Raw genomic sequence first — 23504 nt, 5'->3', positions numbered from 1 at the left:
AAATTTAAAAAGAGGTGTTTTTATTATTTTATTTAAAGTTATGATACTTCACCTTAAAAATAAGTAATTTTGTGTTAAAATAAATGTTTAAATGCAACAGACTACAAATACTATTTTAATGATTCGTCCGATTAATTTTAGGATGAATGAACAAACGGCTGTAAATAATTATTACCAAAAGGATTTAGAAAATACTTTACCTAAAACGGTTAATGCAAAAGCTCAGCAGGAATTCGATATTTATGTTGATAAATTAACAAACATTGGAGTAAACGTAATCGTAGTTAATGATACCGAGGATACCGATACACCAGATTCTATTTTCCCTAATAACTGGGTGTCATTTCACGAAAATGGGAATGTAGGTTTATATCCTATGTTTGCCGAAAATCGTCGTGTAGAGCGTCGTGAAGATATTTTGGAAACTCTCGAAGAAAATGGATTTGTAATAAATAACGTTATAGATTATACAACAGCGGAAGATGAAGATGTTTTTTTAGAAGGAACAGGAAGTGTAATTCTAGATCGTGTAAATCGTAAGGCTTATTGTGCGTTATCCCCAAGAGCCGACGAAGATTTATTTATAGAATTCTGTGAAGACTTTGAGTTTTTTCCTGTTATTTTTAATGCGAATCAAACTGTTGAAGGAAAAAGGAAAGCTATTTATCATACCAACGTTATGATGTGTGTTGGAGAAACTTTTGCTGTAATTTGTTTAAGCAGTATTGATGATAAAAAGGAACGTAAAAATGTAATTAAACATTTAAAAGATGATGGGAAGGCCATTATAGATATTACCGAAGCTCAGGTTAATAATTTCGCTGGAAATATGCTGCAAGTTAAAGGTAACAATAATGAAGCTTATTTAATTATGAGCCAAGCAGCTTATGATAGTTTAACAAAGCAGCAAATAAAGAGCTTAGAGCAGCATAATAAAATATTGTCGAGCTCATTAAGTACTATTGAATTTTGTGGAGGAGGAAGTGCACGCTGTATGATGGCCGAAGTATTTTTGCCAAAAGCTTAAGCTTATTCTAAAGGTTTTGATTTAGGAAGCTGAATATAAAAAGTACTACCTACGTTTACCATACTTTCTACCCAAATTTTACCATTGTTAAGTTCAATAAGCTCTTTACAAATAGGTAAGCCTAAACCAGTACCTTTTTCATTATTTGTTCCAGAGGTTGTAAAAGGTGTGCTTGTAAAAAGTTTATTGATGTTTGCTTCTGGTATGCCTATGCCTGTATCAGCAATACTCACGATGCAACTTCCATTGTTTATATGGTTTGTTATGCTTATTACATCGCCTTTTTTGCAAAATTTAAGTGCGTTTGCTAATAAGTTTTGTATCACTATTTCAAACATACTTCTATCTGCAAAAGCAAAATCACGGAGTGAATTATTCATTAAAGTAATACCTTTCTTTTCCATTCGTTGTTCAACAAGTTGTACTTTATCTTTAAATACTTCTTGGACATCAAATAGAGAGGGCTTCGGTTCTAGTGATTGCATTTGAGATTTAGACCAATTCAATAAATTAAAAAGCAATAGTGATGCATTATTTGCATTCTCACTTAGCTCAGGAATTAAAGTATCGAACTCTTCTTTTGTTAAAGAACCGTCTTTAAGTAAGTTTATAAAACCTGTTATGGATGAAAGGGAATCTTTTAAATCGTGTGAGATAATAGAAAATAATTTATCTTTTACATTGATTACATTTTCAAGATTTTGCGTTTCTTCTAAAAATGCTGTGTTTTCTAATTCAAGTGAGCTCTTTTTTTCTTCTAGATCTGCAATTATTTTAATATTATTATTACGTTTAATGTATAGAATTACTAGAATAAAAATAGAGATACAAAGTGAAAATATTAAAAAATAAACAATGAAATTATAGTGATTAAATTTTAATCTACTTCCAGTTTCCTCATTATTAGGTGTTGTTATTCCTTTTGCTAGACTAGGACTCTCTAATTTATTAAACTCAGAATTTAAATCTATAGAGGCAGAATTGATTACAGGAGCATTTATAACTTCAATAGGTAATTCTAACTCTGATTTTAATTCATAATATTTACCTTGCCAGATAAAAGCATTATAGAAATTCCGTTGAGTAGAATCAACAGCTTTCATTAATTTGTATTGCTTAAGTAGTTCTGGTTTATTATTTAATTCTTTTGCGATTTCGCCAGCTTCAATAAGTTGTTTTTTGGCCGTTTTTAAACGGTTTTTCTGTAAATTTAAATCACCAAGATTATTTAGTACAGTTAGTAAATTTTTTTTATTGTTACTTTTTCTGTTTAAATTATAGCCTTTAACTAAGTATTTCGTGGCTTTAGCGTAGTTTTTAGTTGCTAAATATTCACCACCTAATTTAGGGTATATCGACGCGCGTAAGGTATCTGAGATACTATTAATATTTAGTGATTTTTCAAAATAATAAATAGATTTTTTATGGTTGCTTTCATTATAATAAAGATTAGAAAGGCGTTTATATGTATTGTTTATCTCTGTTGAATCTTTTAATTGCTCTTGGAATGTTAGAGCTTTTAAATTGTAATTAATAGCTGCTTCTTGATTATTAATTTTGTAGTAAGTATCGGCTAAATTAGTGTATGCTAAGCAAAGTTCTTTTTTCAAGTTACTTTGTTCTAGAACTTTTATTGCTGCTAAGGAGTGTTCTATACCTTTAGTAAAGTTACCACGCTCGCTTTCTATTACCCCAATATTATTATTGATATTGGCAATGGCAATATCATCATGTTGTTCCGTAAATAAACTTTTTGCTTTTGCAAAAGCACTTATCGCATTTATATAATCGTTTTTTTCTGCATAGTAAAGTGCTTTGTAAAATGTTGTTTCTGCAATACCTTTTTTGTAATTGAAGGAATAAGATAACTTTTCACTAGCTTGAACATATTTCATTGCTCTATCATACTCTTTTAAAGCATACAGCGATTTAATTAAATGTAAATATGGTACAACTTTAGTCGAGTCTTGTTTTTGAAAAGCGAGTTCAATAAACAGACTGTCTATTTCTTTAGTTTGAGCGTAACCAAGAAAGATAGTTAAAAATAGAAAAGACGTGATTATTTTTTTCATAAAACGTCACAACACTTTGAGTTATAAACAATATAGCCTGATAGAAATGAGAGTGGTTATATTTGTTTTAACTTTTAGTAAACTGTTAGTTAGGTGTTCTTAAAAATTAATTTATTTTTTGTTTCAAATAGCATTATGTTGCTAAATTTGTGAAAACTGTGTTTATAATCTAATTTTCAGGGTTTATTACCGATATATTAGATGAAATACGTATTGTTTTTTATCAAATATTCGACGAATAGGTAAAAAGCCATAAAGACTGATGAAATACATGTTAGCACGGTATCGTAACATTCTAACGTGATATAGTATAGCTCTTGTTAACAGAGGTATATGGCTACAAAACAATCTATTTTTTAATTGTAAAAACCAGAGTATTTACTTTTATATATTAAGCTAAGTTTTTATAATTAAGCATAAATAAAATTTTATCTTTGCGCACTTAAAGTTACAATACATGAATCTTCAAGAAACCTTATCAAATCAAGTAAAACAAGCCGTTTTATCTTCATATAAAGTAGAATTAGAAACCGTAGAATTTCAAGCAACAAGAAAAGAATTTGCTGGCGATATTACGGTTGTTGTATTTCCTATGTTACGTTTTGTAAAAGGAAATCCTGTGCAAATAGGTGAAACTATCGGTAACTATTTGGTAGATAATATTAGTAATGTAAAGGCTTTTAATGTTGTTAAAGGCTTTTTGAATATTGAAATTAGCGATTCGTATTTCATCGATTTTTTCAATAATATAAAAGGGGAAACAACTTATGGTTTGGTTTCTTTAAAAGAAGATGAAAAAGCGGTTATGGTAGAGTATTCTTCACCTAACACAAATAAACCACTTCATTTAGGTCACGTAAGAAACAATCTTTTAGGGTATAGTGTTGCCGAAATTTTAAAGGCTTCGGGTAAAAAAGTATATAAAACTCAAATTATAAACGATCGAGGTATCCATATTTGTAAAAGTATGTTGGCTTGGCAGAAGTTTGGCGAAGGTGAAACTCCTCAATCTACGGGGTTAAAAGGTGATAAATTGGTAGGAAACTACTACGTTAAATTCGACCAAGAATATAAAAAAGAAATTCAAGAGTTAATTTCTAACGGAAGCTCTGAAGAAGATGCAAAAAAGAATGCTCCAATTTTGATTGAAGCGCAAAGTATGCTTTTAAAATGGGAAGCTGGTGATGAGGAAGTCGTTGAGCTTTGGAAAGAAATGAATAGCTGGGTTTACGAAGGTTTTAATGTAACCTATAAAAACTTAGGCGTCGATTTTGATACCTTATATTACGAAAGTAACACCTATTTATTAGGGAAAGAATTTGTAGAGCAAGGCCTTAAGTCAGGTGTTTTTGTAAAAGAGGAAGATGGATCGGTTTGGTGTGATTTAACCGAGGATGGTCTTGATAAAAAAATAGTACAGCGATCGGACGGTACAGCAGTCTACATGACTCAAGATATCGGGACAGCTATACAACGTATAAAGGATTTTCCTGATGTTGGAGGTATGGTTTACACCGTAGGAAACGAACAAGATTATCATTTTAAAGTGTTGTTTTTAATTCTGAAGAAACTAGGATTCGATTGGGCAGATAATCTATATCATTTAAGTTATGGTATGGTGGATTTACCTAGCGGAAAAATGAAAAGCCGTGAAGGAACTGTTGTTGATGCTGATGAATTAGTTGAAGAAATGGCTAAAACGGCTGGTGAAATTTCTGAAGAATTAGGAAAGCTTGATGGTTATTCTGAAACTGAAAAAGAAGAACTTTATAAAATAATAGGTCTGGGTGCATTAAAATATCATATTTTAAAAGTAGATCCAAAAAAACGTATTTTATTCGATCCAAAAGAATCTATTGATTTTCAAGGAAATACAGGGCCATTTATTCAATATACGTATGCAAGAATTCAATCTATTCTAAGAAAAGCAGATTTAGAAAAAACAGATTTAAAAAGTACAGATTTACATCCAAAAGAAAAAGAATTAATTAAGCAATTACAATTATTTCCAGAGATTATACAAAATGCTGCAGAGCAACACAGTCCTGCTTTAATTGCTAATTACACATACGATTTGGTGAAAGAATTTAATTCATTTTACCAAAATGTATCTATTTTAGGAGCGGATAATGATATCGAAAAGCAATTAAGAGTACAACTATCAAACACTGTTGCAAATACTATAAAAAATGCATTCTTATTATTAGGAATTCAAGTTCCAGAACGTATGTAATAACGTTAAAACCTTAAGTTGATATCAATAAAAAAGTGGCTTTTCTTTTTAGGAAAGCCACTTTTTTATTGGTTAATTTTAACTGTAATCTATGTTTCTTCATTAAAAAACACTTTGTAATAGTGCATCTTTTTTTCTTCATCATAACCACGTTCCAGATATTCTTCCGAGGCATCGGGCGCATCAATATCTAGTTTAATTTGTATGTTAGTATCTAGTTTAATATCGGTTTTTATTTTTCGTTTTTCTTTGGTAACTACTGCTTCGGCAACATCAAATTGGTTTCTTATAATATAACTTTGTTCGCCTTCAAATTCTTTTTTAAAGGTATCGAATTCTTTTTTATGTTTATCCTCTTCAAATAATTCATCTTTAAAACGATCAACACTTACTATTTCGTTTTCTTTAAAAAAGTCGATAGATTTTGCTATAAAACTATTTTGTTCTTTCGCACCATAATTCGGTTTTAAAACCTCGGTAGAAAACTCTTTGCAAAGCTCAATATATTGTTGGGTATGGTTGTTAGCATCATCGGCATATTTAATGTTTAAAAAGTGATTAAGCCAATATGCAGCATCGTAACTGTTGTTGTCTACGGTTAAAATAATATTGCCTTCACCATCAGATTGATTTAAGATTAAGCAGCCTTTGTCAACCTTTTTGGAGCTTATTCCGTTTTGTACTAAAACGTCATAATTATTGTTTTCTAAATAGGTTTGAAAGAAGTTTACTTTACTTTCAATTTTAAAAATACCAATAGCATTTGTGGTGATATCTCTAAATTCTATCCCTTCAAACATCACAACTAGAACGTCCCCTGTTTTTATTTGTGCCGAACTAGATTGTTCGTATAAGTGTGTTACAATGTGTTTAGAAACTTCTACAAAGGCTTCTTCATCATTAAACATTTGAGAACTGTAACTGTTTATTTCGTTTAAGGTAATATTTGCATGGTGGTTAAAACGGTAACTCTGTACTAGACTTCCAAAGGGTCGAAGTAGAAATGGTAACATGAGCTCGTAACTTGCTTCGTCAAACTCAACGACTTTATCCGAAAAGGCGTTTTTAGTATCGTTAAATTTATTACCAACTTTATGTATGATGAATTTTGAAATTTCGGCATTTTTTCTTGTAATCATGAGTGTGTTTTTTAGGTAGAATAGTTTGAGTCTTAAACTAAAAGAATTGGCTAATTAATTTGATAAAGTAAGACAGAATTAGAATCTCCTTTAGTTACAAATTCTAAATTTTGGTCTTTATCACTGTTCGCGAAGTCTATTTTAGAATTTGCATACACAGGAAAGTTAGGTAATAATTTAGCCTGGCTATCAAATAAATATGTTTTTTGAGATTGTATATCGGTTACGGATACGTAGATTTTATTGTTTAAATAAAATATTTCTGCATCGGCATAATTTCCGTAATCTAAATTTATAGTTTTATTTCTAATCGTTAATTTATTTTCCGATTGATAAACCAATGTTTTACTGGTTGTCGCTATATTGTGTTGGGCTGATAAGTTTATGTTTTTTGTTGTCGTGTTGCCTTTTGTATCAATGCTTATTAGGTCGCCTTTATTAGTGGTGGTTGTAAATTTACTAAGATACATGTAAATAGGTTTGGCAGAAAATGACAGTTTTGTTTTTGGAGTAACACGAGTTTTTCCAACTCTGTCTAATATTAAAAGTTTATCTAAAGTTTTAATTGTAATATAGTCTTTGTTTCCTATTCTAAAATGTTGAGGCTGAGAAATGATGGTGTTTTGTGCCGATTTAAATTTAAACCCTTTTACAACTTTTCCTTTAGTATCGTACATTAAAACATTTTCACTTTGAGTAACTAGTAAGCGATAGCGTTTGTTTTTGTCATAATCAAAAACCGAAAGAGGTTGCGTAATAGCATCATTAAATTTTATTGGAAATTGAGTAACATCTTTTCCTTTTCTATCTAAAAGATAAACACGATTTGGTGTTGCAAAAGCTAGTTGCAATCTTCCGTTTTTATAAATATCAATTTGTTCAATTTTACCTAAGACTGGTCCTTTTAATTGTTTTTTCCACTGAATTTTTCCACTGTTAGAAATTAAATATAAATTATTTTTAACATCCTGAACTACAATGTCCTTTTGTTTTGTAATGTGGTTTGTAACAAATTGCGGTGTATTTAATAGATCTGCATCGAGTTTTATGTTGAATTCTTCGGAAACCGATTGTTCTGCAGCTTTAGCTTTGTTTGTTTTAATGATACCGTTTACATGTGCAAAATTATTATCATATATAAATTGTAATGCCGATGTTTTATAAGGTTCTAGATTTAAATTTAAATCCTCGGTTATATTCTTTTTTATAATATTTTCTAAACTATTTGAATTAATAACCATTAAAATGGAAGCTGCATCGCTTAATTCATTCTGTATATCTTTGAAGTAATTTCTAGTGCTTAATGTAGTTTTGTTTTGATAGTTTGAAATAATATTTTGAAGCATTTCAGAGTCTTCAGCAAAAATAAAAAAGTGATCTAAAGTGCAATATAATTTGGCTTGATTAGTAGAAATTAAAGGCGAGAATATTTTTGTAAATAAATCGGGGTTACTAAAGTTGTAAATAGAAACATCTCGATAGGTTTCTGTTATATTTTGCTCTGCTAGCAGGGCATCTTTGGTGGCTATAATATCAGAAGAATTTAATATTATAGCTCGATTTTTTTCTTCATAAATTACTCCAACTTCATTAACTTCATCAAATAAAGGAGTTGAAGTAATAATAGAATCTTGTTTTCTAAAAAGAGCTAAGTTATTTTTAAAAACTTTAAAATCATTAAAGGAAAAACTAATAAAAGCATCAATATTACTTGGGGTGATGTCTTGAATTTGATTCACCTGCGGAACCGTATTTTTAAAAGCATTAATTAAACTCTTAGTAGAATCTGTAGCTTTCGTTATACCATTAAAATATAGTGAATTTTGGCTAAGTTCGGTGTCTAAAGCTAAGTAATTAGTAAAGGTTTTAAGTTTAATTGAATCTTCAATAAATAAAGACTTTAAGATGTTTGTGTCAGCTTTTATAATTATTGATAAGTTTTCCTCGTCTGTGCTTTTATAAATTCTTTGTTGTTCTTTATTTAGAGTAAAGTCGTTAAAAGTATTTTTAATTGTTTTTTTAGAGGAAGAAGCAATAAAAACACTATCAATAACGGTACTAAAAAATACATTTTCATTAAGGGTACTTTGTAAAATGCTATTGTTTTTTAAAGTAAGTATCTCTTCTTTATAATTGGGTAAAGAGTCTGTAATAAATAAACTGTCATGATATTTTGTAATAAGCGTATAGTTTAAACTATCGTTTTTTTCTTTTGAAAAGCAAATTAGTATAGGACTGTTTGATTTTAAAACAGACAAGTTTTCGAATTTACTTTCTAAATTCTGATAATATTTAGATTTTGAAAACTGCTGGATTAACTCATTATTATTTATGCTGTTTTGTAAACTTTCCACATTTCTCGCCTTTATAATAACCTGACTGTTTTCTGGGATAAAATCTATTAAGTCTGTACGCTTCTTTTTAGTGTTGGTACAGCTTAAGGTTATAAATAGTAAAAGGGTTATTGAAAAAAATCGCATGGAATGAATTAATTTTTACAAACCTACGATTTTTCGGTTTTATAATATTAAAAAAGTGCTAATTAGAAATGTTAAATTGAATTTATTTGTGGTTATAAAGTTAAGTATTAGGTTGTAACTCTTCTGGTAAAAGACGAAATGTTTTTCTGTGATATTTTGTAATTCCAAACTCCTTAATAGCTCGTCGATGCTCTTTAGTAGGGTAGCCTTTATTTTGTTTCCAATTATACATTGGGAATTCTTCATGAATTTTGTTCATATATAAATCGCGAGAGGTTTTTGCTAATACCGATGCAGCGGCAATGCTTAAATATTTACCATCTCCTTTAATTATAGTTTCAAAGGGAATATCTTTAAAAGGTTTAAATCTATTACCATCAACAATTATAAATTCAGGCTGTGGCTCAAGTTGTTTAATAGATTTGTGCATGGCTAAAATGGAAGCATTCAATATATTAATAATATCAATTTCTTCTTGAAAAACATGAGCAACAGCAAAGGTTAACGCTTGTGCTTCTATAATAGGTTTTAAAATATCACGCTTTCTCTCACTAAGCTGTTTAGAATCGTTTAAAATGATGTTTTTAAAATTCTTGGGTAAAATTACTGCGGCTGCAGTAACTGGCCCGGCTAAACAGCCTCGTCCAGCTTCGTCTGTGCCACATTCTAAAATGATGTTTGAGTGATTTGCTAAAAGCATATTCTTTTTGTTCCAAAAGTATGAACTTTTGTTTATTGATATAGAGAAATAAAACACTAAAAAATTAGGTTTTGTGGCATTGATAATATTTTGTTATTATTTGAGCAGTGGTTTCAATATTTCATAAATTATAGATATCTAATTTATAAATAACACTAAACGTTAAGTTTTTGGTAAGATTTTAACATATTTCTTTGTTTTTTTAAGATTATATTAAGATGTTTGTGATTGACTAACTCAAATATTTATTTTATGAAATTAAAATTGACATGTTTGCTAATGCTATTTATAGTGTTTTCAAATCAGTTCTCTTATGCTCAACAAAAAACAATTTCAGGTTTAATTACTGACACAAATGGAGTTCCTGTAGCGGGAGTTACTGTTATAGTTAAAGGTAGTAGTCGTGGAGTTGTTTCGGATTTTGATGGGAACTATGCTATTATGGCTAAAGCTGGTGAAGTATTAAAAATGAGCTTTGTTGGCTTAACAACAAAGTTTATTACAGTACAAGATGCTAGTATCATTAATGTTGTAATGACAGAAGATGTGGAAAGTTTAGATACAGTGGTTATCACGGGATATCAAAACGTGAAGCGAGAGCTTTTTACAGGGGCCTCACAAACTATTAAAGCGAAAGATATTAAGCTCGATGGTGTTGCCGATATTTCTAGAGCTTTAGAGGGTAGAGCAGCAGGTGTAAGTGTGCAAAATGTTACTGGTACTTTTGGAGCTGCACCTCGAATTACTATTCGTGGATCGTCTTCTATTTTGGGAGATACTAAGCCAATCTGGATTATTGATGGTGTTCTGCAAGAAGAAATTGTTAGCTTGAGTGTCTCAGATTTAGTTTCGGGAGATGCTAGTACACTATTAAGTTCTGCCGTTGCTGGTTTAAATGCATCAGATGTAGAAAGTTTTGAAATTTTAAAAGATGCTTCAGCAACTGCTTTATATGGAGCAAGAGCTTTAAATGGAGTTGTTGTAATTACAACTAAATCTGGTAAAAAAAATCAAAAGCCTACATTTAATTATACGTCAGAATATGCGGTTAGAGCTGTTCCTAAATATGCTAATTATGATTTATTAAATTCTCAAGAAACTGTTTCTGTTTATAGAGAAATGGAATCTAAAGGGTTTTTAGACTTACCTTCTTCTTTTCAAGGTCGTTATGGTGGTATATATAATATTATGTACAGAGCTATCAATAATTATGACGAAAGTACAGGACAGTATCAATTACAAAACACACCTGAGGCGAGAGCAAAATTTTTACAACAATATGAATTAGCTAATCATGATTGGTTTAAAACATTGTTTAATGCTGCACCAACTCAAACTCATGGTTTAAGTTTTTCTGGTGGTGGAGAAAATTCAACAACTTATGCTTCTTTAGGATATTATACAGATGGCGGGTGGTCTATAGCGGATCGTGTTCGTAGAATTACTGGTAATTTAAGAAATACGTATTACTTAAGTGATGATAAGTTAAAGATAACAACGCAAATACAAGGTTCTATTAGAAATCAATTGGCTCCGGGTACTTTTGCTAGAGAAGAAGATTTAGTTAGTGGTTCTTATACAAGAGATTTTGATATTAATCCATTTAGTTATGCTTTAAATACAAGTAGAGCGTTACGTCCCAGAAATGACGATGGTGAGTTGGAGTATTCAAGATATAACTGGGCACCATTTAATATTATTGATGAATTAGGTAACAATGGTATTGAAATTAATGTTTCCGATATTAAATTTCAAGGCCAGGCAGAGTATAAAATCAATGATAATTTAACCTATAATTTCTTAGGGTCGTCGCGTTATGCTACATCAAATAATGAACATTCAATTACGGAAAATTCAAATGTTGCTGCAGCATATAGATCAGACGAAACTACTATTGTTCGAGATCAAAATACATTCTTGTTTTCAGATCCAGACACACCAAATGAACCAGCAAGAGTTGTTCTTCCGGTTGGGGGGCTTTTAATAACCTCAAAAAACACCTTAGTTACTTATACTTTTAGAAATACTTTGGATTGGACAAAAAGATTTAAAGATGATGCTCATGGTTTAAGAGTTTATGGAGGTCAAGAGTATCGCTATGCAGATAGAAGTGAAAGTAAAAATACAGGTTACGGTTATCAGTTTGATAGAGGTGGTACTGTTTTTACAGATCCAGATATTTTGAAAAAAGCAATTTTAGAAGGTAATCCATACTTTTCTTCTTCAGAAACAAGACAGCGTGAGGTTTCATTTTTTGCTAATGTAACATACGATTTTGAAAAAAAATATGTATTAAATCTTACCGGGAATTACGAAGGGTCTAATAGAGCAGGGAAATCTTCAGATTCTAGATGGTTACCAACATATACAATAGGTGGTAAATGGAATGTTGATAAAGAAGATTTTATTAAAAAATCTGATGTTATTTCTAGTTTAGCGTTTAGACCTAGTTATGGTCTAGTAGCTCTGTTGGCTAATAATGCTACCAATAATTTAGCTGTTTTTAGAAATCAGATTACAGATAGGAATTATAATGATGATCGTGAAAACTATATTAATATAGAAGATTTACAAAATACGGAGTTAACTTGGGAAAAAACTTTAGAGCTAAACTTAGGTTTAGATATTGGTTTCTTTAATAATAGAATCATGATGAATTTTGATGCCTATTTTAGAAAAGGTAAAGATTTAATAGATTTAATTAGAACAACAGGTATTGGTGGAGAGTCGATAAAGCTAGGGAATAATTCAGAAATGACAACCAACGGTGTTGAATTTCAGTTGAATACGGTGAATGTTGATACGGATAATTTTAGATGGAAAACAGGGTTTAATATCTCTAAATTTAATCAAGAAGTTACTTCTTTAAAACAAGAAGCAAATGTATTCGATTTAGTAACAGGAACAGGACGAGGGAATGCTGTTGGATATCCAAAAGGTTCATTGTTTTCTTTTAAATTTGAAGGTTTAAACGAATGGGGGTTGCCAACATTTTTAACGGAAGATCCAGATTTTGATCCTTCTAAACCTTACGATTTAATAGACTTTCAAGACACTGATAACGTTTTAGATTATTTGCAATATGAAGGTGGAACAGAACCAAACCTTTCAGGTGGTTTAGCAAATAACTTCACTTATAAGAATTGGGATTTTAGTTTCTTTGTATCTTTTTCTGACGGTAATAAAGTTAGACTAAACGCAGCTTATGACTCAGAGTACGATGATTTAGATGTATTTCCAAGAGAGTTTGTTAATAGATGGATTGCTCCTGGAGATGAGAATATTACTAATGTTCCAACAATAGCGTCTTCTAGTTTAATACAATCTTACGGTAGTAATGAATTAGAAAGAGCATATAATGCTTATAACTATTCTACGGAACGAGTTGCAGATGGTGGTTTTATTAGAATGAAAAATATATCATTGGGATATACTTTGGATAAACCAGTAACAGAACGTTTAGGCCTTTCTAATGTTAGAATGAGTTTACAAAGCACAAATCCATTTTTAATTTATTCAGATTCAAAATTAGGGGGTCAAGATCCTGAGTTCTTTAGATCAGGTGGTGTTGCTTACCCAATTTCTAAAATGTTTACTTTTTCACTTAACGTTGGATTTTAATAATAATAATATACTATGAGAAATATAAAATATAATATAGGCGTTGTTTTTGTGACGCTTTTAATGGTAACTTCATGTAGTGATATTCTAGATGAATCGCCAGACAATAGAACAACAATAAATTCTGCAGAGAAAATTTCGGAATTGTTAGTAGGAGCTTATCCTGAAGGTGCATATGTCCCTTTTTTAGAACCTATGTCTGATAACGCTGGAGATAAAGGCCCAAGTGCAGATACTGGTATCGATTTTGCTACAACACTTAATGAACGTATGTTCTTTTGGGATGATGTAAATAATACGGATATAGATTCGCCTACTAATTATTGGAATAGTGCTTACAAAGCTATTGCGCAAGCAAACCAAGCTTTACTATCCATAGAAGAACTTGGTGGTGGAGCCGAATTAAATTATTTAAAAGGAGAAGCTTTAGTTTGTAGAGCTTATGCGCATTATATGTTAGTTAATATATTTTCGAAAGCGTATGATCCAACAACGGCGGCTTCTAGTATAGGTATTCCGTATGTTACCGAACCAGAAAATGTACTTTTAGGAGAATATGAAAGAGGTACGGTTGAGAGCGTATATGATAATATAAAGAAAGATCTTGAAGAAGGTTTACCTTTAATAGAGGATAATTATACTATATCAGCATATCATTTTACAACAAAAGCAGCAAGTGCTTTTGCTTCTAGATTTTATTTGCAAATAGGAGAATGGGAAAAAGTAATTACTCAAAGTACCATAGCTATTGGCTCTGGAGGAGTAGGAGCCTTAAGAGATTGGCCAAATAATTACAGACCTGCAACCTATTCGGAACAAACGGCATTATACACGTCTTCAAACTTCGAGCCAGCTAATCTTTTATTAGTTTCTGCAGAATCACTTTATAATAGGTATCATTTTTCTGCTAGATATCAATTAAATAGTGATAAGCGAGATGAGGTTTTTCCTGGCACGAATGGTACGGGACAACCTTGGTCATATAGTGTTTTTGGAAGTGGTGATTTATTTTATAATATACCAAAGTTTCAAGAATATTTTAAAGTTATAAATCAAGCAGCAGGAACTGGAGATACTTATGTTGCGTATGTTTTATTATCTACAGACGAGGCATTGTTAAATAGAGCAGAAGCTTACGCTATGTTGGGTAATTTGGAAAAAGCTACTGAAGATATAAATATGTCTTACTCAGTAAAAACAGCAGGTTATTTAGCTGATTTTGATGAATTAAGTGTTGATAATGTGCAAGAACGATTTGAAGTTACCGATGCAGATTTATTTACACCGTTTTACACCATACCAACAGATGCATTAGCCTTTGTAAACTGTGTATTAAGTATTAAAAGAACTGTTTTTTATAACGAAGGTTTACGTTGGTTTGATATAAAAAGACTTAATATGGTTGTAGATCATGAAGATATATTTGGGAATGTATACACTTTACCAAAAGGAGATAATAGAAGAGTTGTACAAATTCCAGAAGCGGCGCAATCTTTTGGTATACAACAAAATCCAAGGTAATTATATAAATTATAAATAATAATACGGAAATGAAAAAATATATATATATAGCATTAGCATCTGTAGGTTTGACTTTTTCAACGTCATGTGCAGAGAGTTCAGATGGTGTTGGAGCAAGTCAAATAGATACAAGTACGCCTATTTTAAACGATTTAGACGTGTGGCTTAGAAGTAGTTTTGTAACGCCTTATAATATAGAGGTGCTTTATAAATGGGATATTAATGATACTGATATTGATAGGTATTTACACCCTCCTTTAGATGCTAGTGTTAGGCCAGTTGCAGAAGCTTTGCAAAAAGCATGGATTGAGCCTTATACACAAGTTGGAGGAACAAATTTTATTAAGAAAATTGCACCTCGTCAGTTTACTTTGGTAGGTAGTTTTAATTATAATCCTAACAGTCCAACAATTACCTTAGGTGTTGCAGAGGCTGGAACAAAAATAACATTGTTTAATATCGACTTTTTAGATTTCACAGATATTAATAGCATTAAACAACCTCTAAAAACAGTACAACATGAATACGGGCATATTTTAAATCAAAATATTCCGTTTGATGTAGCTTATGGTCAAATAAACCCTGCAGATTACACAGCGCAATGGTTTAATAGAACAGATGCTGAAGCTAGAGAGTTAGGTTATATTACGGCCTACGGTTCAAGTCAAGAGGGAGAAGATTTTGTGGAAATGGTTTCTGAAATGTTAACAAACTCAAAGGAAGATTTTGATGCTATTGTAGAAAGTATTTCCAATGAGGAATCCAAAGCAATAATTAGACAAAAGGAAGCTATGGTTGTAGATTATTATCAAACTAATTTTGATATAGATATTTATGAATTACAAGCTATAATGGATACAGCAACTCAAGAATTAGTAAATTAAAAAATTATGAAAAAAATATTTAAAAATTATTGGCTAATCTGTTTAGTGTTTTTCTCGATTGTTTCATGTAATAATGATGATGAAGGAGAATTGTTTTCAGAATCGCCAGCTGAAAGAATTGCGGGACAAAATAGTGAGTTGTTAAACTTGTTAACATCAGAACAGAACGGCTATAAAGGAACTTATTTTACCAAAAATGATGAGTTTGGAGGATTTACATTTTACATGAAGTTTAATGCAGATGGAAGCGTAGATATGACTTCAGATTTTGATTCTGATACAGCTATAGAATCTTCGTCCTATGATGTACGTTATGGCACAACAAATGAATTGGTATTTACAACGCGTAATCATATTCAAAAAGTAAGTAATCCTGAGCTTGAAGGAGCCATTGGGACAGGTTTTAAAGGAACCTCTGTGTTTCAATATTTCGGTAATGAAGATGGCGTACTCTCTTTTAGAGATGTTAGAAATAGAGACACTGGTTATTTAGTGTTTACTCCAACTGGTTTTTCTGATTTTGAACCAGAAAGTACAGCTAGTGTTGAAAAATCTTTAGCTAGTAGAGAGGCTTTTGTAAATGGTAATGCTGTAACATCATTCCCGTTTATGAGTATAGACGGAACTACTTTAAAAGAATACGCTTTAAATTATGACAGCGTTACACTTTTTGCTAATCCTACAATAATAAATGAGGATGGTTCTATTTCTGATGAAAATTTTGGGATTGCATTTACAGAGGAAGGTTTAATTATAAGTCCTGCATTAGAAGTTGATGGAGCTGTTTTCGAAACCTTTGTTTTAGACGAAACTTCTGGTTTCGAGTATGTTTCTACAAGCAATGGGATTACAGCAAAAATAGGTTATGGAAATGAGCCTGTTACTCCATTAGATTCTTATGCTTTTGGTATTCGAGATGAGGCTGGTGTATTTAATTTGGCCGAAATGTTTAAGCATAGTTCTCCATTTAATACTTTTTATGAGAATTTTTCAAATGATATTGCTAATAGTGCTTTGCCTGGGCTTGAAATTACTAACATTATATTATGGGAACTGAATACCGGAGGAATTCCATACATTGATGTTAGAACTAATTACGGTAATGTTTTTTATGATTTATCATTTACTTATGATGAAAGCACTGGTATCGTGAAGTTTGCTTTTACAGGAGATACCAATGCCCCTGATTTCTTTACCGCTATTCTCCAACCGCTATTAGATGTTATGGTAGGTTCTGAAAAAGGTTATTACACCGTTAATTCAGGAACTTATCAAAACTTTTCTAATAGAACGTTTGGTTTAATAAATGCTGATAATCCTGCCTACAAAATTGATTATTGGACGTTTTAATTAGCCATATAATTTCAAATCAAAAAACTCTAAGCTAAATTTTAGCTTAGAGTTTTTTTTTGCTAAACCCAATAAAAAAGAAGTAATAAATAATTCTCAGCATTTTTCAGCGTTATCATATTTTGTCTTTACATTTGCAACGGTAATATTTGTAAAAGTAAAACCAAAGCAAGATTTTTGTATTTATGAATAAAATAATTCTGTCATTCCTTTTTTTGCTCGTGTTTAACATGGTAAGCGCTCAAGATTCACCACGTGAATTACCGAAAGGTCAAACTGTTAATTTAAAAAAACAAGACAGTTTAAATTCTGAAGGTAAAAACACAAAGCGTACAAAAGGAAAAGATGAAAAAGAAGAGAAACCGAAAATTCAGGACTATCTTATCATCTCTCACGAAAACGATACAACATTCGTAGATACAACGCTATCTATAAAAAAAGAATATAAATTCAATTATTTACGAAAAGATAATTTCGGTTTAATAGCCTTTTCAAATTTAGGTCAAACCTATAATAGCTTAACTTATAATTTTAAAAACACCGATTTAGTGCCAAATTTAGGCGCACGTGCTAGGCATTTTAATTTCATGGAAATTGAAGATATTAATTACTACCGCGTACCAACACCGTTAACCGAGTTAATGTACAAAACGGCCTTTGAGCAAGGACAACTTCTCGATGCCTTTTTTACTGTAAATACAAGTCCGCGTTTTAATTTATCAATTGCTTATAAAGGCATGCGTTCTATTGGTAAATATCAACATATAGTGACGAGTACGGGAAACTTTAGGCTTACATCAAACTATACTTCAGAAAATAATAGATATCATGCACGAGGCCATATTGTAACTCAAGATTTGTTTAATGAAGAAAATGGTGGACTTGAAGATGAAAGTGTTGAGTTTTTTGAGTCTGGTGACGAAGAGTTTATAGATCGCTCTATTCTAGATGTAAATTTTGAAAATGCTGAAAGTATTCTAAAAGCAAAACGTTTTCATTTGGAACATAATTATGCTTTTATTAATCAAAAAGATTCTTTATCTCGAAATAATTTAAGTTTAGGTCAGGTTATTTCTTTTGAAGATAAGTATTTTGAATACAGCCAAACTAGTGCTGAAACAGAAATTTTTGGAGATGCTTTTAAAAGTTCTAGTTTAAAAGATCGTGCTACATTAGAGCATTTTTATAATCAATTTCAATTAAATTACAGTAATAATATTATTGGTGATTTACAGTTTAATTTAGGATACGATAATTTTAATTATGGTTATGATAAAATTGTAATTTTAGAAGGAACTACTATTATCAACAGAATTAAAGGAGATGTTCTTTCAGCTGGCGGAAAGTATCATAAACAATACAGAGGTTTCGATTTACTTGGTGAATTTGGACTTAATGTTTCAGGTGATTTCGATGGTAACTTTTTAAAAGGACAGGCTAGCTTCAAATTAAATGATGATATCCAAGCCATCGCTTCTCTTAATCACAGTTCAAAAGCACCTAATTTTAACTTCTTACTGTATCAAAGTGATTATTTAAATTACAATTGGAGGAATAACTTTAATAATACTGAAACTCAACAGTTGGCCTTCGAATTAAAATCCGATAAAATATTAAACCTAAGTATCGATTATTCTACAATTACAGATTATGCTTATTTTCATTTAGATGAAACATCTCAGCTAGTTGCTCCAACACAATACGGCGGGACTATAAACTATTTAAGAGTTAAACTTGATAAAGAAATTAGAGTGGGGAAATTTGCACTGAATAATACTTTTATGTATCAAAACGTAACAAATGGGGAAGGTGTTTTAAATGTACCAGAACTAAATATGCGTAACACATTGTATTATTCTAGTCATTTGTTTAAAAAGGCTATGTATTTGCAAACAGGTATTACTTTAAATTATTTCACAAAGTATAACATGAATGCTTACGATCCTGTTTTAGCAGAGTTTTATATCCAAAACGACCAACAGATAGGGGAGTTTCCTAGGTTAGATTTCTTCTTAAATGCTAGAATACGTCAAACGCGAATCTTCTTAAAAGCAGAGCATTTTAATGCAGCCTTTACCGGATACAATTATTATTCGGCACCTAATTATCCGTATCGTGATTTCTCAATACGTTTTGGTGTAGTTTGGAATTTCTTTTTATAGGAAAGGTTTATTGCTATAAAATTTCAACTAAAGCTTCAAATTAAACTTTTGATACTAACGATTTTATAAATACAAATCCGAAGCCTAAAAATAACATAAGGTGAAACGGGAAGAGCCCGAAATCGCCACCTTGGTCTCCAACAATAAAGGCGCTATACATACCAAAAGCGAAATAAGCCATCAGTAAACCTTCAAAAATCACGTTTATAGATACTGTTTTCTTGATGTATTGGTTTGTTTTTAAGTTATCTTTAAACTTACTAATGTTGAATTTTGGTGTGCGTACAAATTCACTTTTCTTACCTATGTGTCCCTCAATTACAGCAATAGTATTATGTAGCGAAAAGCCCATAGCTATTGAGAAAAACACAAAGAACATCCCGATATAATTAACGAAATTTTTTACGCCACCACCATAGATGTTTTTATACATTACCCAGTAGCAGATAAAAAATATTAATGTGCTTATTACAAAGAAACTCATTACAATAAAATACGTTTTTAAGTGTGCGTATTCATTCTTTATGTAAAGCATTGGAATACTTAAAATAGCAACCAATAAAATATTTAAAAACATGGTGCTGTTTAGTAAATGCAACAAGCCGTGTATTTTTGTTTTAGTTGAAATGTTTTTGTTTTTAAGAACGCGCCATTTCATTTTTTTGAAATTTTCCGCACCACCTTTATTCCATCTAAATTGTTGCGAACGTGCGGCACTAATAACAACCGGAAGTTCTGCAGGAGTTTCTACATCTTCTAAATACTTAAATTTCCAGTTTTTAAGTTGCGCACGGTAGCTTAAATCTAGATCTTCGGTTAGAGTATCGCCTTCCCAGTTTCCAGCATCGAGAATACAAGCTTTACGCCATAAACCTGCAGTACCGTTAAAATTTATAAAATGTCCTTTACTGTTTCGTCCAACTTGTTCTAGAGTAAAATGTGCATCTAGAGCAAAGGCTTGAATTTTTGTAAGTATAGAGTAATTCCTGTTGATATGTCCCCAACGGGTTTGAACAACACCAATTTCAGAGTCTTTAAAATAGGGAACAGTTTGTTTTAACCAGTCTTTTTTAGGAAGAAAATCAGAATCGAAAATGGCAATAAATTCACCTTTAGCAATTTCTAGACCTTCCTTTAAAGCACCTGCCTTAAACCCAACTCTATTAGTTCTGGTAATGTGCTTAATATCTAATCCTGTTATTTTAAGTGCTTCTACTTGTGCTCTAGTGGTTTCTATGGTTTCATCTGTAGAATCATCTAAAACCTGAATTTCTAATTTATTATTTGGATAGTCAATTTTTGCTATATTATCCAGTAGGCGCTGCATAACATACATTTCATTGTAAACAGGAAGTTGTATAGTAACAAACGGAATTTCATCTGGATTAGATAAATCGAATTTCACAGAAGTATCGGTTTTTCTTTTCGCCGATAAGTAATTGAACAGTAGGTTGAGTTGTGCCAATGCGTACATTAAAATAAGTAGTAATGCAATGGTGTAAATTGTAATTATTATGCTCTCTAAAATCATTTTTTTATACTGTATTTAAAAATCCATCCCAAGATTTTTACGCCTGCAAATATAGCACCTTTTACCGTGCCAGACACTTTTGAAACGCCTATTCTGTTTCTATAATTAACAGGTATTTCAATGTATGATAGTTTTTGCTTTAAAACCTTTAATTGCATCTCTACTGTCCAGCCATAGGTTTTGTCTTCCATGTTAAGCGCCAGTAGCTTATCATATTTAATGGCTCTAAATGGACCAAGGTCAGTAAATTTTGCATTGAAAAACAAACTCATTAAGGTTGTTGCGAGCCAATTTCCGAAAACTTGTGGCATAGTCATAGACCCAACTTCTCTTAATTCTTTTACACGTGCTCCAATAACAAAATCTAAATTATCATTAATTATAGGTGTAACTATTTTAGTGAGTTCTTCGGGGTAATCGCTATAATCACCATCTAAAAACACAATAATGTCTGGTTTATTAGTTTGGTTCGCAATATACGTCATGCCTTTTAAACAAGCATATCCATAGCCTTTGTTTGTTTCTTTTAAAACGGTGGCACCTGCATTTTTTGCATTAATTTCTGTATCATCGGTAGAGTTATTGCTTACCACAATAATTTCGTCAACAATTTCAGGAATGGCTTTAATAACGTGTGTAATGGAATCTGCTTCGTTGTATGCAGGAATTATGACTTTTATTTGGGTCATCTTAAATTAAGTAGGTTGTTTTCTTTTTTAAAATCTTTTAGGTTGTACCATTCTTTAATTTTTTTACCAGCATTGTATTTGCTAGCAGAAATAATATCGCCGTTTTTATACTTTAAGCAATACCCATTTTTCTGATTAAATTTAAGTTGACACTTGTGGTTAACCTGTCCTGAATGGTCATAAAACACCCACCAATTTGTTTTTTTTCCGTTAACAAAGTGGCCTTCGCTTTCTTTTAATCCATTTGGGGCGTAAAAATACCAATATTCTATAGGATTACTGTTTGAAAAATGACCTTCTTTTTTAATTTGACCATTATCGTAGTAAAACTTCCAATAATCTTCTTTTTTATCCTGCTTAACCCAGCCTTCAGATTCTAAACTTCCGTTTTCGTAAAATGTTTTTACATAAGTTTCATTGTCAGACTTATTGAAAGACATAGAAACTAAAAGCAGGTAGCAGATATATTTCATTATTTTTTATTTACTAAATCCATTAAGTCAACATCGTTACCAAGTAAAACATCTGTTGGGTTAATACGTCCTTCTTCTGGTCCGTTTTCTAATTTTAAAACACCTCTTGGGCAAACAGCAGAACAAACTCCACAACCTACACAACTAGAGCGTACAATATTTTCTCCTTTTTGAGCATAAGCTCTAACATCAATACCTTGCTCGCAATAAGTAGAACAGTTTCCACAAGAAATACATTGTCCTCCATTTGTAGTAATTCTAAATCTAGATTTAAAACGTTGTACAAAACCTAAATATGCAGCTAACGGACATCCAAAACGACACCAAACGCGGTTACCGAAAATAGGGTAGAAGCCTGTACCAATAACACCGGCAAAAATAGAGCCTATTAAAAAGCCATAAATATCTTGTATAGTTTGTGTTTTAATACCTAGCACTTCTCCAGAGCCTGAAAAGAAAGTGTATAAAGCAAAACCTGTCATCACGAGAACAAAAACAAGTACAGAGTGAATTATAATACGCTCCATTCTCCATGAAAGTAATGTTTTACTAGAAAGTTGTCTGTATGGATCTCCTAAAGTTTCAGCCAAACCACCGCAACCACAAACCCAAGAACAATACCATCTTTTTCCGAAGAAATAAACCATAACTGGTACAACAACAATAGTTAAAACAACACCCCAAACTAAAATGAATAAACCAAAGGCACCACTAGCAAGAAGTTCGTCTAAATTCCATCTGAAGAAAAAATCGTAATCTAAAGGGAAAGCATTTTTAAAATCGTACCAAGGTTTCTCGAAACGAACTAAAATTTCTGGAATTAAGAAAGCAAATACAATTTGGAAGAATAAAACCGAAGTCGTTCTTAATATTTGATATTTGTTATGGCGGTATTTTATGTACATTCTAACAGCCATTACCGACATTACTGTACAGTATAAAAAGCCATATAAAAACCATTGACTTGCAGGATTTCCGCTTATAGATTTGCTAATAGGGTCTACTAAATATACCCAGTTTACAATATAGTCTGGAAAGAAATAAAGTAGAATGTAGAATGTAACTAAAAAGATAAAAGCAAACCAACCAATCCAGCCGCGGTTTGTAGCCGCGTTTAAAAAGATACCGTTGTTTTTAATGCCTGGTTTTCCTAATAAAATAATATCAGGAAGCATAAACATAAGAGCTCCAATAATGGCTAACCCAAACGTTAAAAACCACATAAGTCCTGTGTTATCTGGAACAGGGCCTTTACCTGCTGTTTTTGCGAGAGAAAAACTTAAGCTATGCGGTTTACCCGAAATTTTATATTGAAATTGTTTTCCTTTTTCGTCCCAATTTTTTTCAGCATCATATTTTTTAATAAGATCATCATAATGAGCATTAGAAACCTTGTATGCATTTATAACACGACTAGAAAATTGAAAAATATTTAAACCCTCGGAGGTTACAAGTGCTTTTTGTAATTCTGGTCCAATAATGCTGCTTTTATAGTTTTTCTCCTTTAAAAAAGTATCAAGCTCAGCTTGTTTTAAACTGAAAGAACCTGTGAAAATAGATCCTATAAATATGGCAAGTCCTAATAGAAAAAGGACTAAACCGGTTTGTTTTATTGCTTTCAT

General features: G+C 31.3%; 15 protein-coding genes. 7 read left to right on the top strand and 8 right to left on the bottom strand.

What is annotated here, in order from left to right; all coding sequences use genetic code 11:
- Positions 1 to 91: 91 nt before the first annotated feature.
- Positions 92 to 1027 carry a citrulline utilization hydrolase CtlX gene (ctlX, locus tag M4I23_RS11290; RefSeq protein ID WP_249754458.1) on the top strand — a complete coding sequence of 312 codons (936 nt, stop codon included), beginning with the start codon at positions 92 to 94 and terminating at the stop codon, positions 1025 to 1027.
- Between the two features lie 2 nt (positions 1028 to 1029).
- Here ctlX and M4I23_RS11285 read toward each other — a convergent pair whose 3' ends face one another.
- Positions 1030 to 3099: an ATP-binding protein gene (locus tag M4I23_RS11285; RefSeq protein WP_249754457.1), complete on the bottom strand. Its 2070-nt coding sequence runs from the start codon at positions 3097 to 3099 to the stop codon at positions 1030 to 1032.
- Between the two features lie 457 nt (positions 3100 to 3556).
- Between M4I23_RS11285 and argS the strand changes: the two genes are divergently transcribed.
- Entirely contained in the window at positions 3557 to 5332 is a 1776-nt protein-coding gene (gene argS / locus M4I23_RS11280; protein WP_249754456.1) for an arginine--tRNA ligase, read from the top strand.
- 89 nt (positions 5333 to 5421) lie between these two features.
- Here argS and M4I23_RS11275 read toward each other — a convergent pair whose 3' ends face one another.
- The 3 genes from M4I23_RS11275 to M4I23_RS11265 form a co-directional block, all read right to left on the bottom strand.
- Complete coding sequence (locus tag M4I23_RS11275; protein ID WP_158844851.1) at positions 5422 to 6471, bottom strand: nucleoid-associated protein; 1050 nt, start codon at positions 6469 to 6471, stop codon at positions 5422 to 5424.
- Between the two features lie 50 nt (positions 6472 to 6521).
- Entirely contained in the window at positions 6522 to 8951 is a 2430-nt protein-coding gene (locus M4I23_RS11270; protein ID WP_249754455.1) for a ribonuclease HII, read from the bottom strand.
- Between the two features lie 100 nt (positions 8952 to 9051).
- Complete coding sequence (locus tag M4I23_RS11265) at positions 9052 to 9651, bottom strand: ribonuclease HII (RefSeq protein WP_249754454.1); 600 nt, start codon at positions 9649 to 9651, stop codon at positions 9052 to 9054.
- A 252-nt stretch (positions 9652 to 9903) separates the two neighbouring features.
- On the opposite strand from M4I23_RS11265, the gene M4I23_RS11260 reads away from it, so the two are divergent.
- The 5 genes from M4I23_RS11260 to M4I23_RS11240 all read left to right on the top strand — a co-directional run bounded on the left by M4I23_RS11260 (position 9904) and on the right by M4I23_RS11240 (position 19189).
- Positions 9904 to 13272: a SusC/RagA family TonB-linked outer membrane protein gene (locus M4I23_RS11260; RefSeq protein ID WP_249754453.1), complete on the top strand. Its 3369-nt coding sequence runs from the start codon at positions 9904 to 9906 to the stop codon at positions 13270 to 13272.
- 15 nt (positions 13273 to 13287) lie between these two features.
- Entirely contained in the window at positions 13288 to 14793 is a 1506-nt protein-coding gene (locus M4I23_RS11255; protein WP_158844839.1) for a RagB/SusD family nutrient uptake outer membrane protein, read from the top strand.
- 29 nt (positions 14794 to 14822) lie between these two features.
- Positions 14823 to 15677, top strand: coding sequence for a putative zinc-binding metallopeptidase (locus M4I23_RS11250; protein ID WP_249754452.1), 855 nt, complete (start codon positions 14823 to 14825; stop codon positions 15675 to 15677).
- A gap of 6 nt (positions 15678 to 15683) precedes the next feature.
- Positions 15684 to 17027 carry a DUF4302 domain-containing protein gene (locus tag M4I23_RS11245; protein ID WP_158844833.1) on the top strand — a complete coding sequence of 448 codons (1344 nt, stop codon included), beginning with the start codon at positions 15684 to 15686 and terminating at the stop codon, positions 17025 to 17027.
- Positions 17028 to 17257: 230 nt separating this feature from the next.
- On the top strand, positions 17258 to 19189 hold the full coding sequence (locus M4I23_RS11240; RefSeq protein WP_249754451.1) for a putative porin: 1932 nt from the start codon (positions 17258 to 17260) through the stop codon (positions 19187 to 19189).
- A 40-nt stretch (positions 19190 to 19229) separates the two neighbouring features.
- On the opposite strand, the gene M4I23_RS11235 is transcribed toward M4I23_RS11240, so the two are convergent.
- The 4 genes from M4I23_RS11235 to M4I23_RS11220 are packed head-to-tail and all read right to left on the bottom strand — an operon-like array spanning position 19230 to position 23504.
- Positions 19230 to 20720, bottom strand: coding sequence for a cellulose synthase family protein (locus M4I23_RS11235; RefSeq protein WP_158844828.1), 1491 nt, complete (start codon positions 20718 to 20720; stop codon positions 19230 to 19232).
- A complete protein-coding gene (locus tag M4I23_RS11230; RefSeq protein WP_249754450.1) occupies positions 20717 to 21409 on the bottom strand; it encodes a glycosyltransferase family 2 protein in 693 nt (230 codons plus the stop codon). The genes M4I23_RS11235 and M4I23_RS11230 overlap by 4 nt, the downstream gene beginning before the upstream one ends.
- On the bottom strand, positions 21406 to 21882 hold the full coding sequence (locus M4I23_RS11225) for a toxin-antitoxin system YwqK family antitoxin (RefSeq protein ID WP_249754449.1): 477 nt from the start codon (positions 21880 to 21882) through the stop codon (positions 21406 to 21408). Before M4I23_RS11225 ends, M4I23_RS11230 begins: the two co-directional genes overlap by 4 nt.
- Positions 21882 to 23504, bottom strand: coding sequence for a 4Fe-4S dicluster domain-containing protein (locus M4I23_RS11220; RefSeq protein ID WP_249754448.1), 1623 nt, complete (start codon positions 23502 to 23504; stop codon positions 21882 to 21884). The genes M4I23_RS11225 and M4I23_RS11220 overlap by 1 nt, the downstream gene beginning before the upstream one ends.

This window comes from Algibacter sp. L4_22 (assembly GCF_023473045.1).
GTDB lineage: Bacteria > Bacteroidota > Bacteroidia > Flavobacteriales > Flavobacteriaceae > Algibacter.
The sequence above is the reverse complement of the archived record's forward strand: the minus strand, read 5'-3'. Positions and strand labels throughout refer to the sequence as shown.

Coding starts and splice junctions, on each gene's coding strand:
- ctlX (WP_249754458.1), top strand. CDS start 92: ATGCAACAGACTACAAATACTATTTTAATGATTCGTCCGATTAATTTT.
- M4I23_RS11285 (WP_249754457.1), bottom strand. CDS start 3,099: ATGAAAAAAATAATCACGTCTTTTCTATTTTTAACTATCTTTCTTGGT.
- argS (WP_249754456.1), top strand. CDS start 3,557: ATGAATCTTCAAGAAACCTTATCAAATCAAGTAAAACAAGCCGTTTTA.
- M4I23_RS11275 (WP_158844851.1), bottom strand. CDS start 6,471: ATGATTACAAGAAAAAATGCCGAAATTTCAAAATTCATCATACATAAA.
- M4I23_RS11270 (WP_249754455.1), bottom strand. CDS start 8,951: ATGCGATTTTTTTCAATAACCCTTTTACTATTTATAACCTTAAGCTGT.
- M4I23_RS11265 (WP_249754454.1), bottom strand. CDS start 9,651: ATGCTTTTAGCAAATCACTCAAACATCATTTTAGAATGTGGCACAGAC.
- M4I23_RS11260 (WP_249754453.1), top strand. CDS start 9,904: ATGAAATTAAAATTGACATGTTTGCTAATGCTATTTATAGTGTTTTCA.
- M4I23_RS11255 (WP_158844839.1), top strand. CDS start 13,288: ATGAGAAATATAAAATATAATATAGGCGTTGTTTTTGTGACGCTTTTA.
- M4I23_RS11250 (WP_249754452.1), top strand. CDS start 14,823: ATGAAAAAATATATATATATAGCATTAGCATCTGTAGGTTTGACTTTT.
- M4I23_RS11245 (WP_158844833.1), top strand. CDS start 15,684: ATGAAAAAAATATTTAAAAATTATTGGCTAATCTGTTTAGTGTTTTTC.
- M4I23_RS11240 (WP_249754451.1), top strand. CDS start 17,258: ATGGTAAGCGCTCAAGATTCACCACGTGAATTACCGAAAGGTCAAACT.
- M4I23_RS11235 (WP_158844828.1), bottom strand. CDS start 20,720: ATGATTTTAGAGAGCATAATAATTACAATTTACACCATTGCATTACTA.
- M4I23_RS11230 (WP_249754450.1), bottom strand. CDS start 21,409: ATGACCCAAATAAAAGTCATAATTCCTGCATACAACGAAGCAGATTCC.
- M4I23_RS11225 (WP_249754449.1), bottom strand. CDS start 21,882: ATGAAATATATCTGCTACCTGCTTTTAGTTTCTATGTCTTTCAATAAG.
- M4I23_RS11220 (WP_249754448.1), bottom strand. CDS start 23,504: ATGAAAGCAATAAAACAAACCGGTTTAGTCCTTTTTCTATTAGGACTT.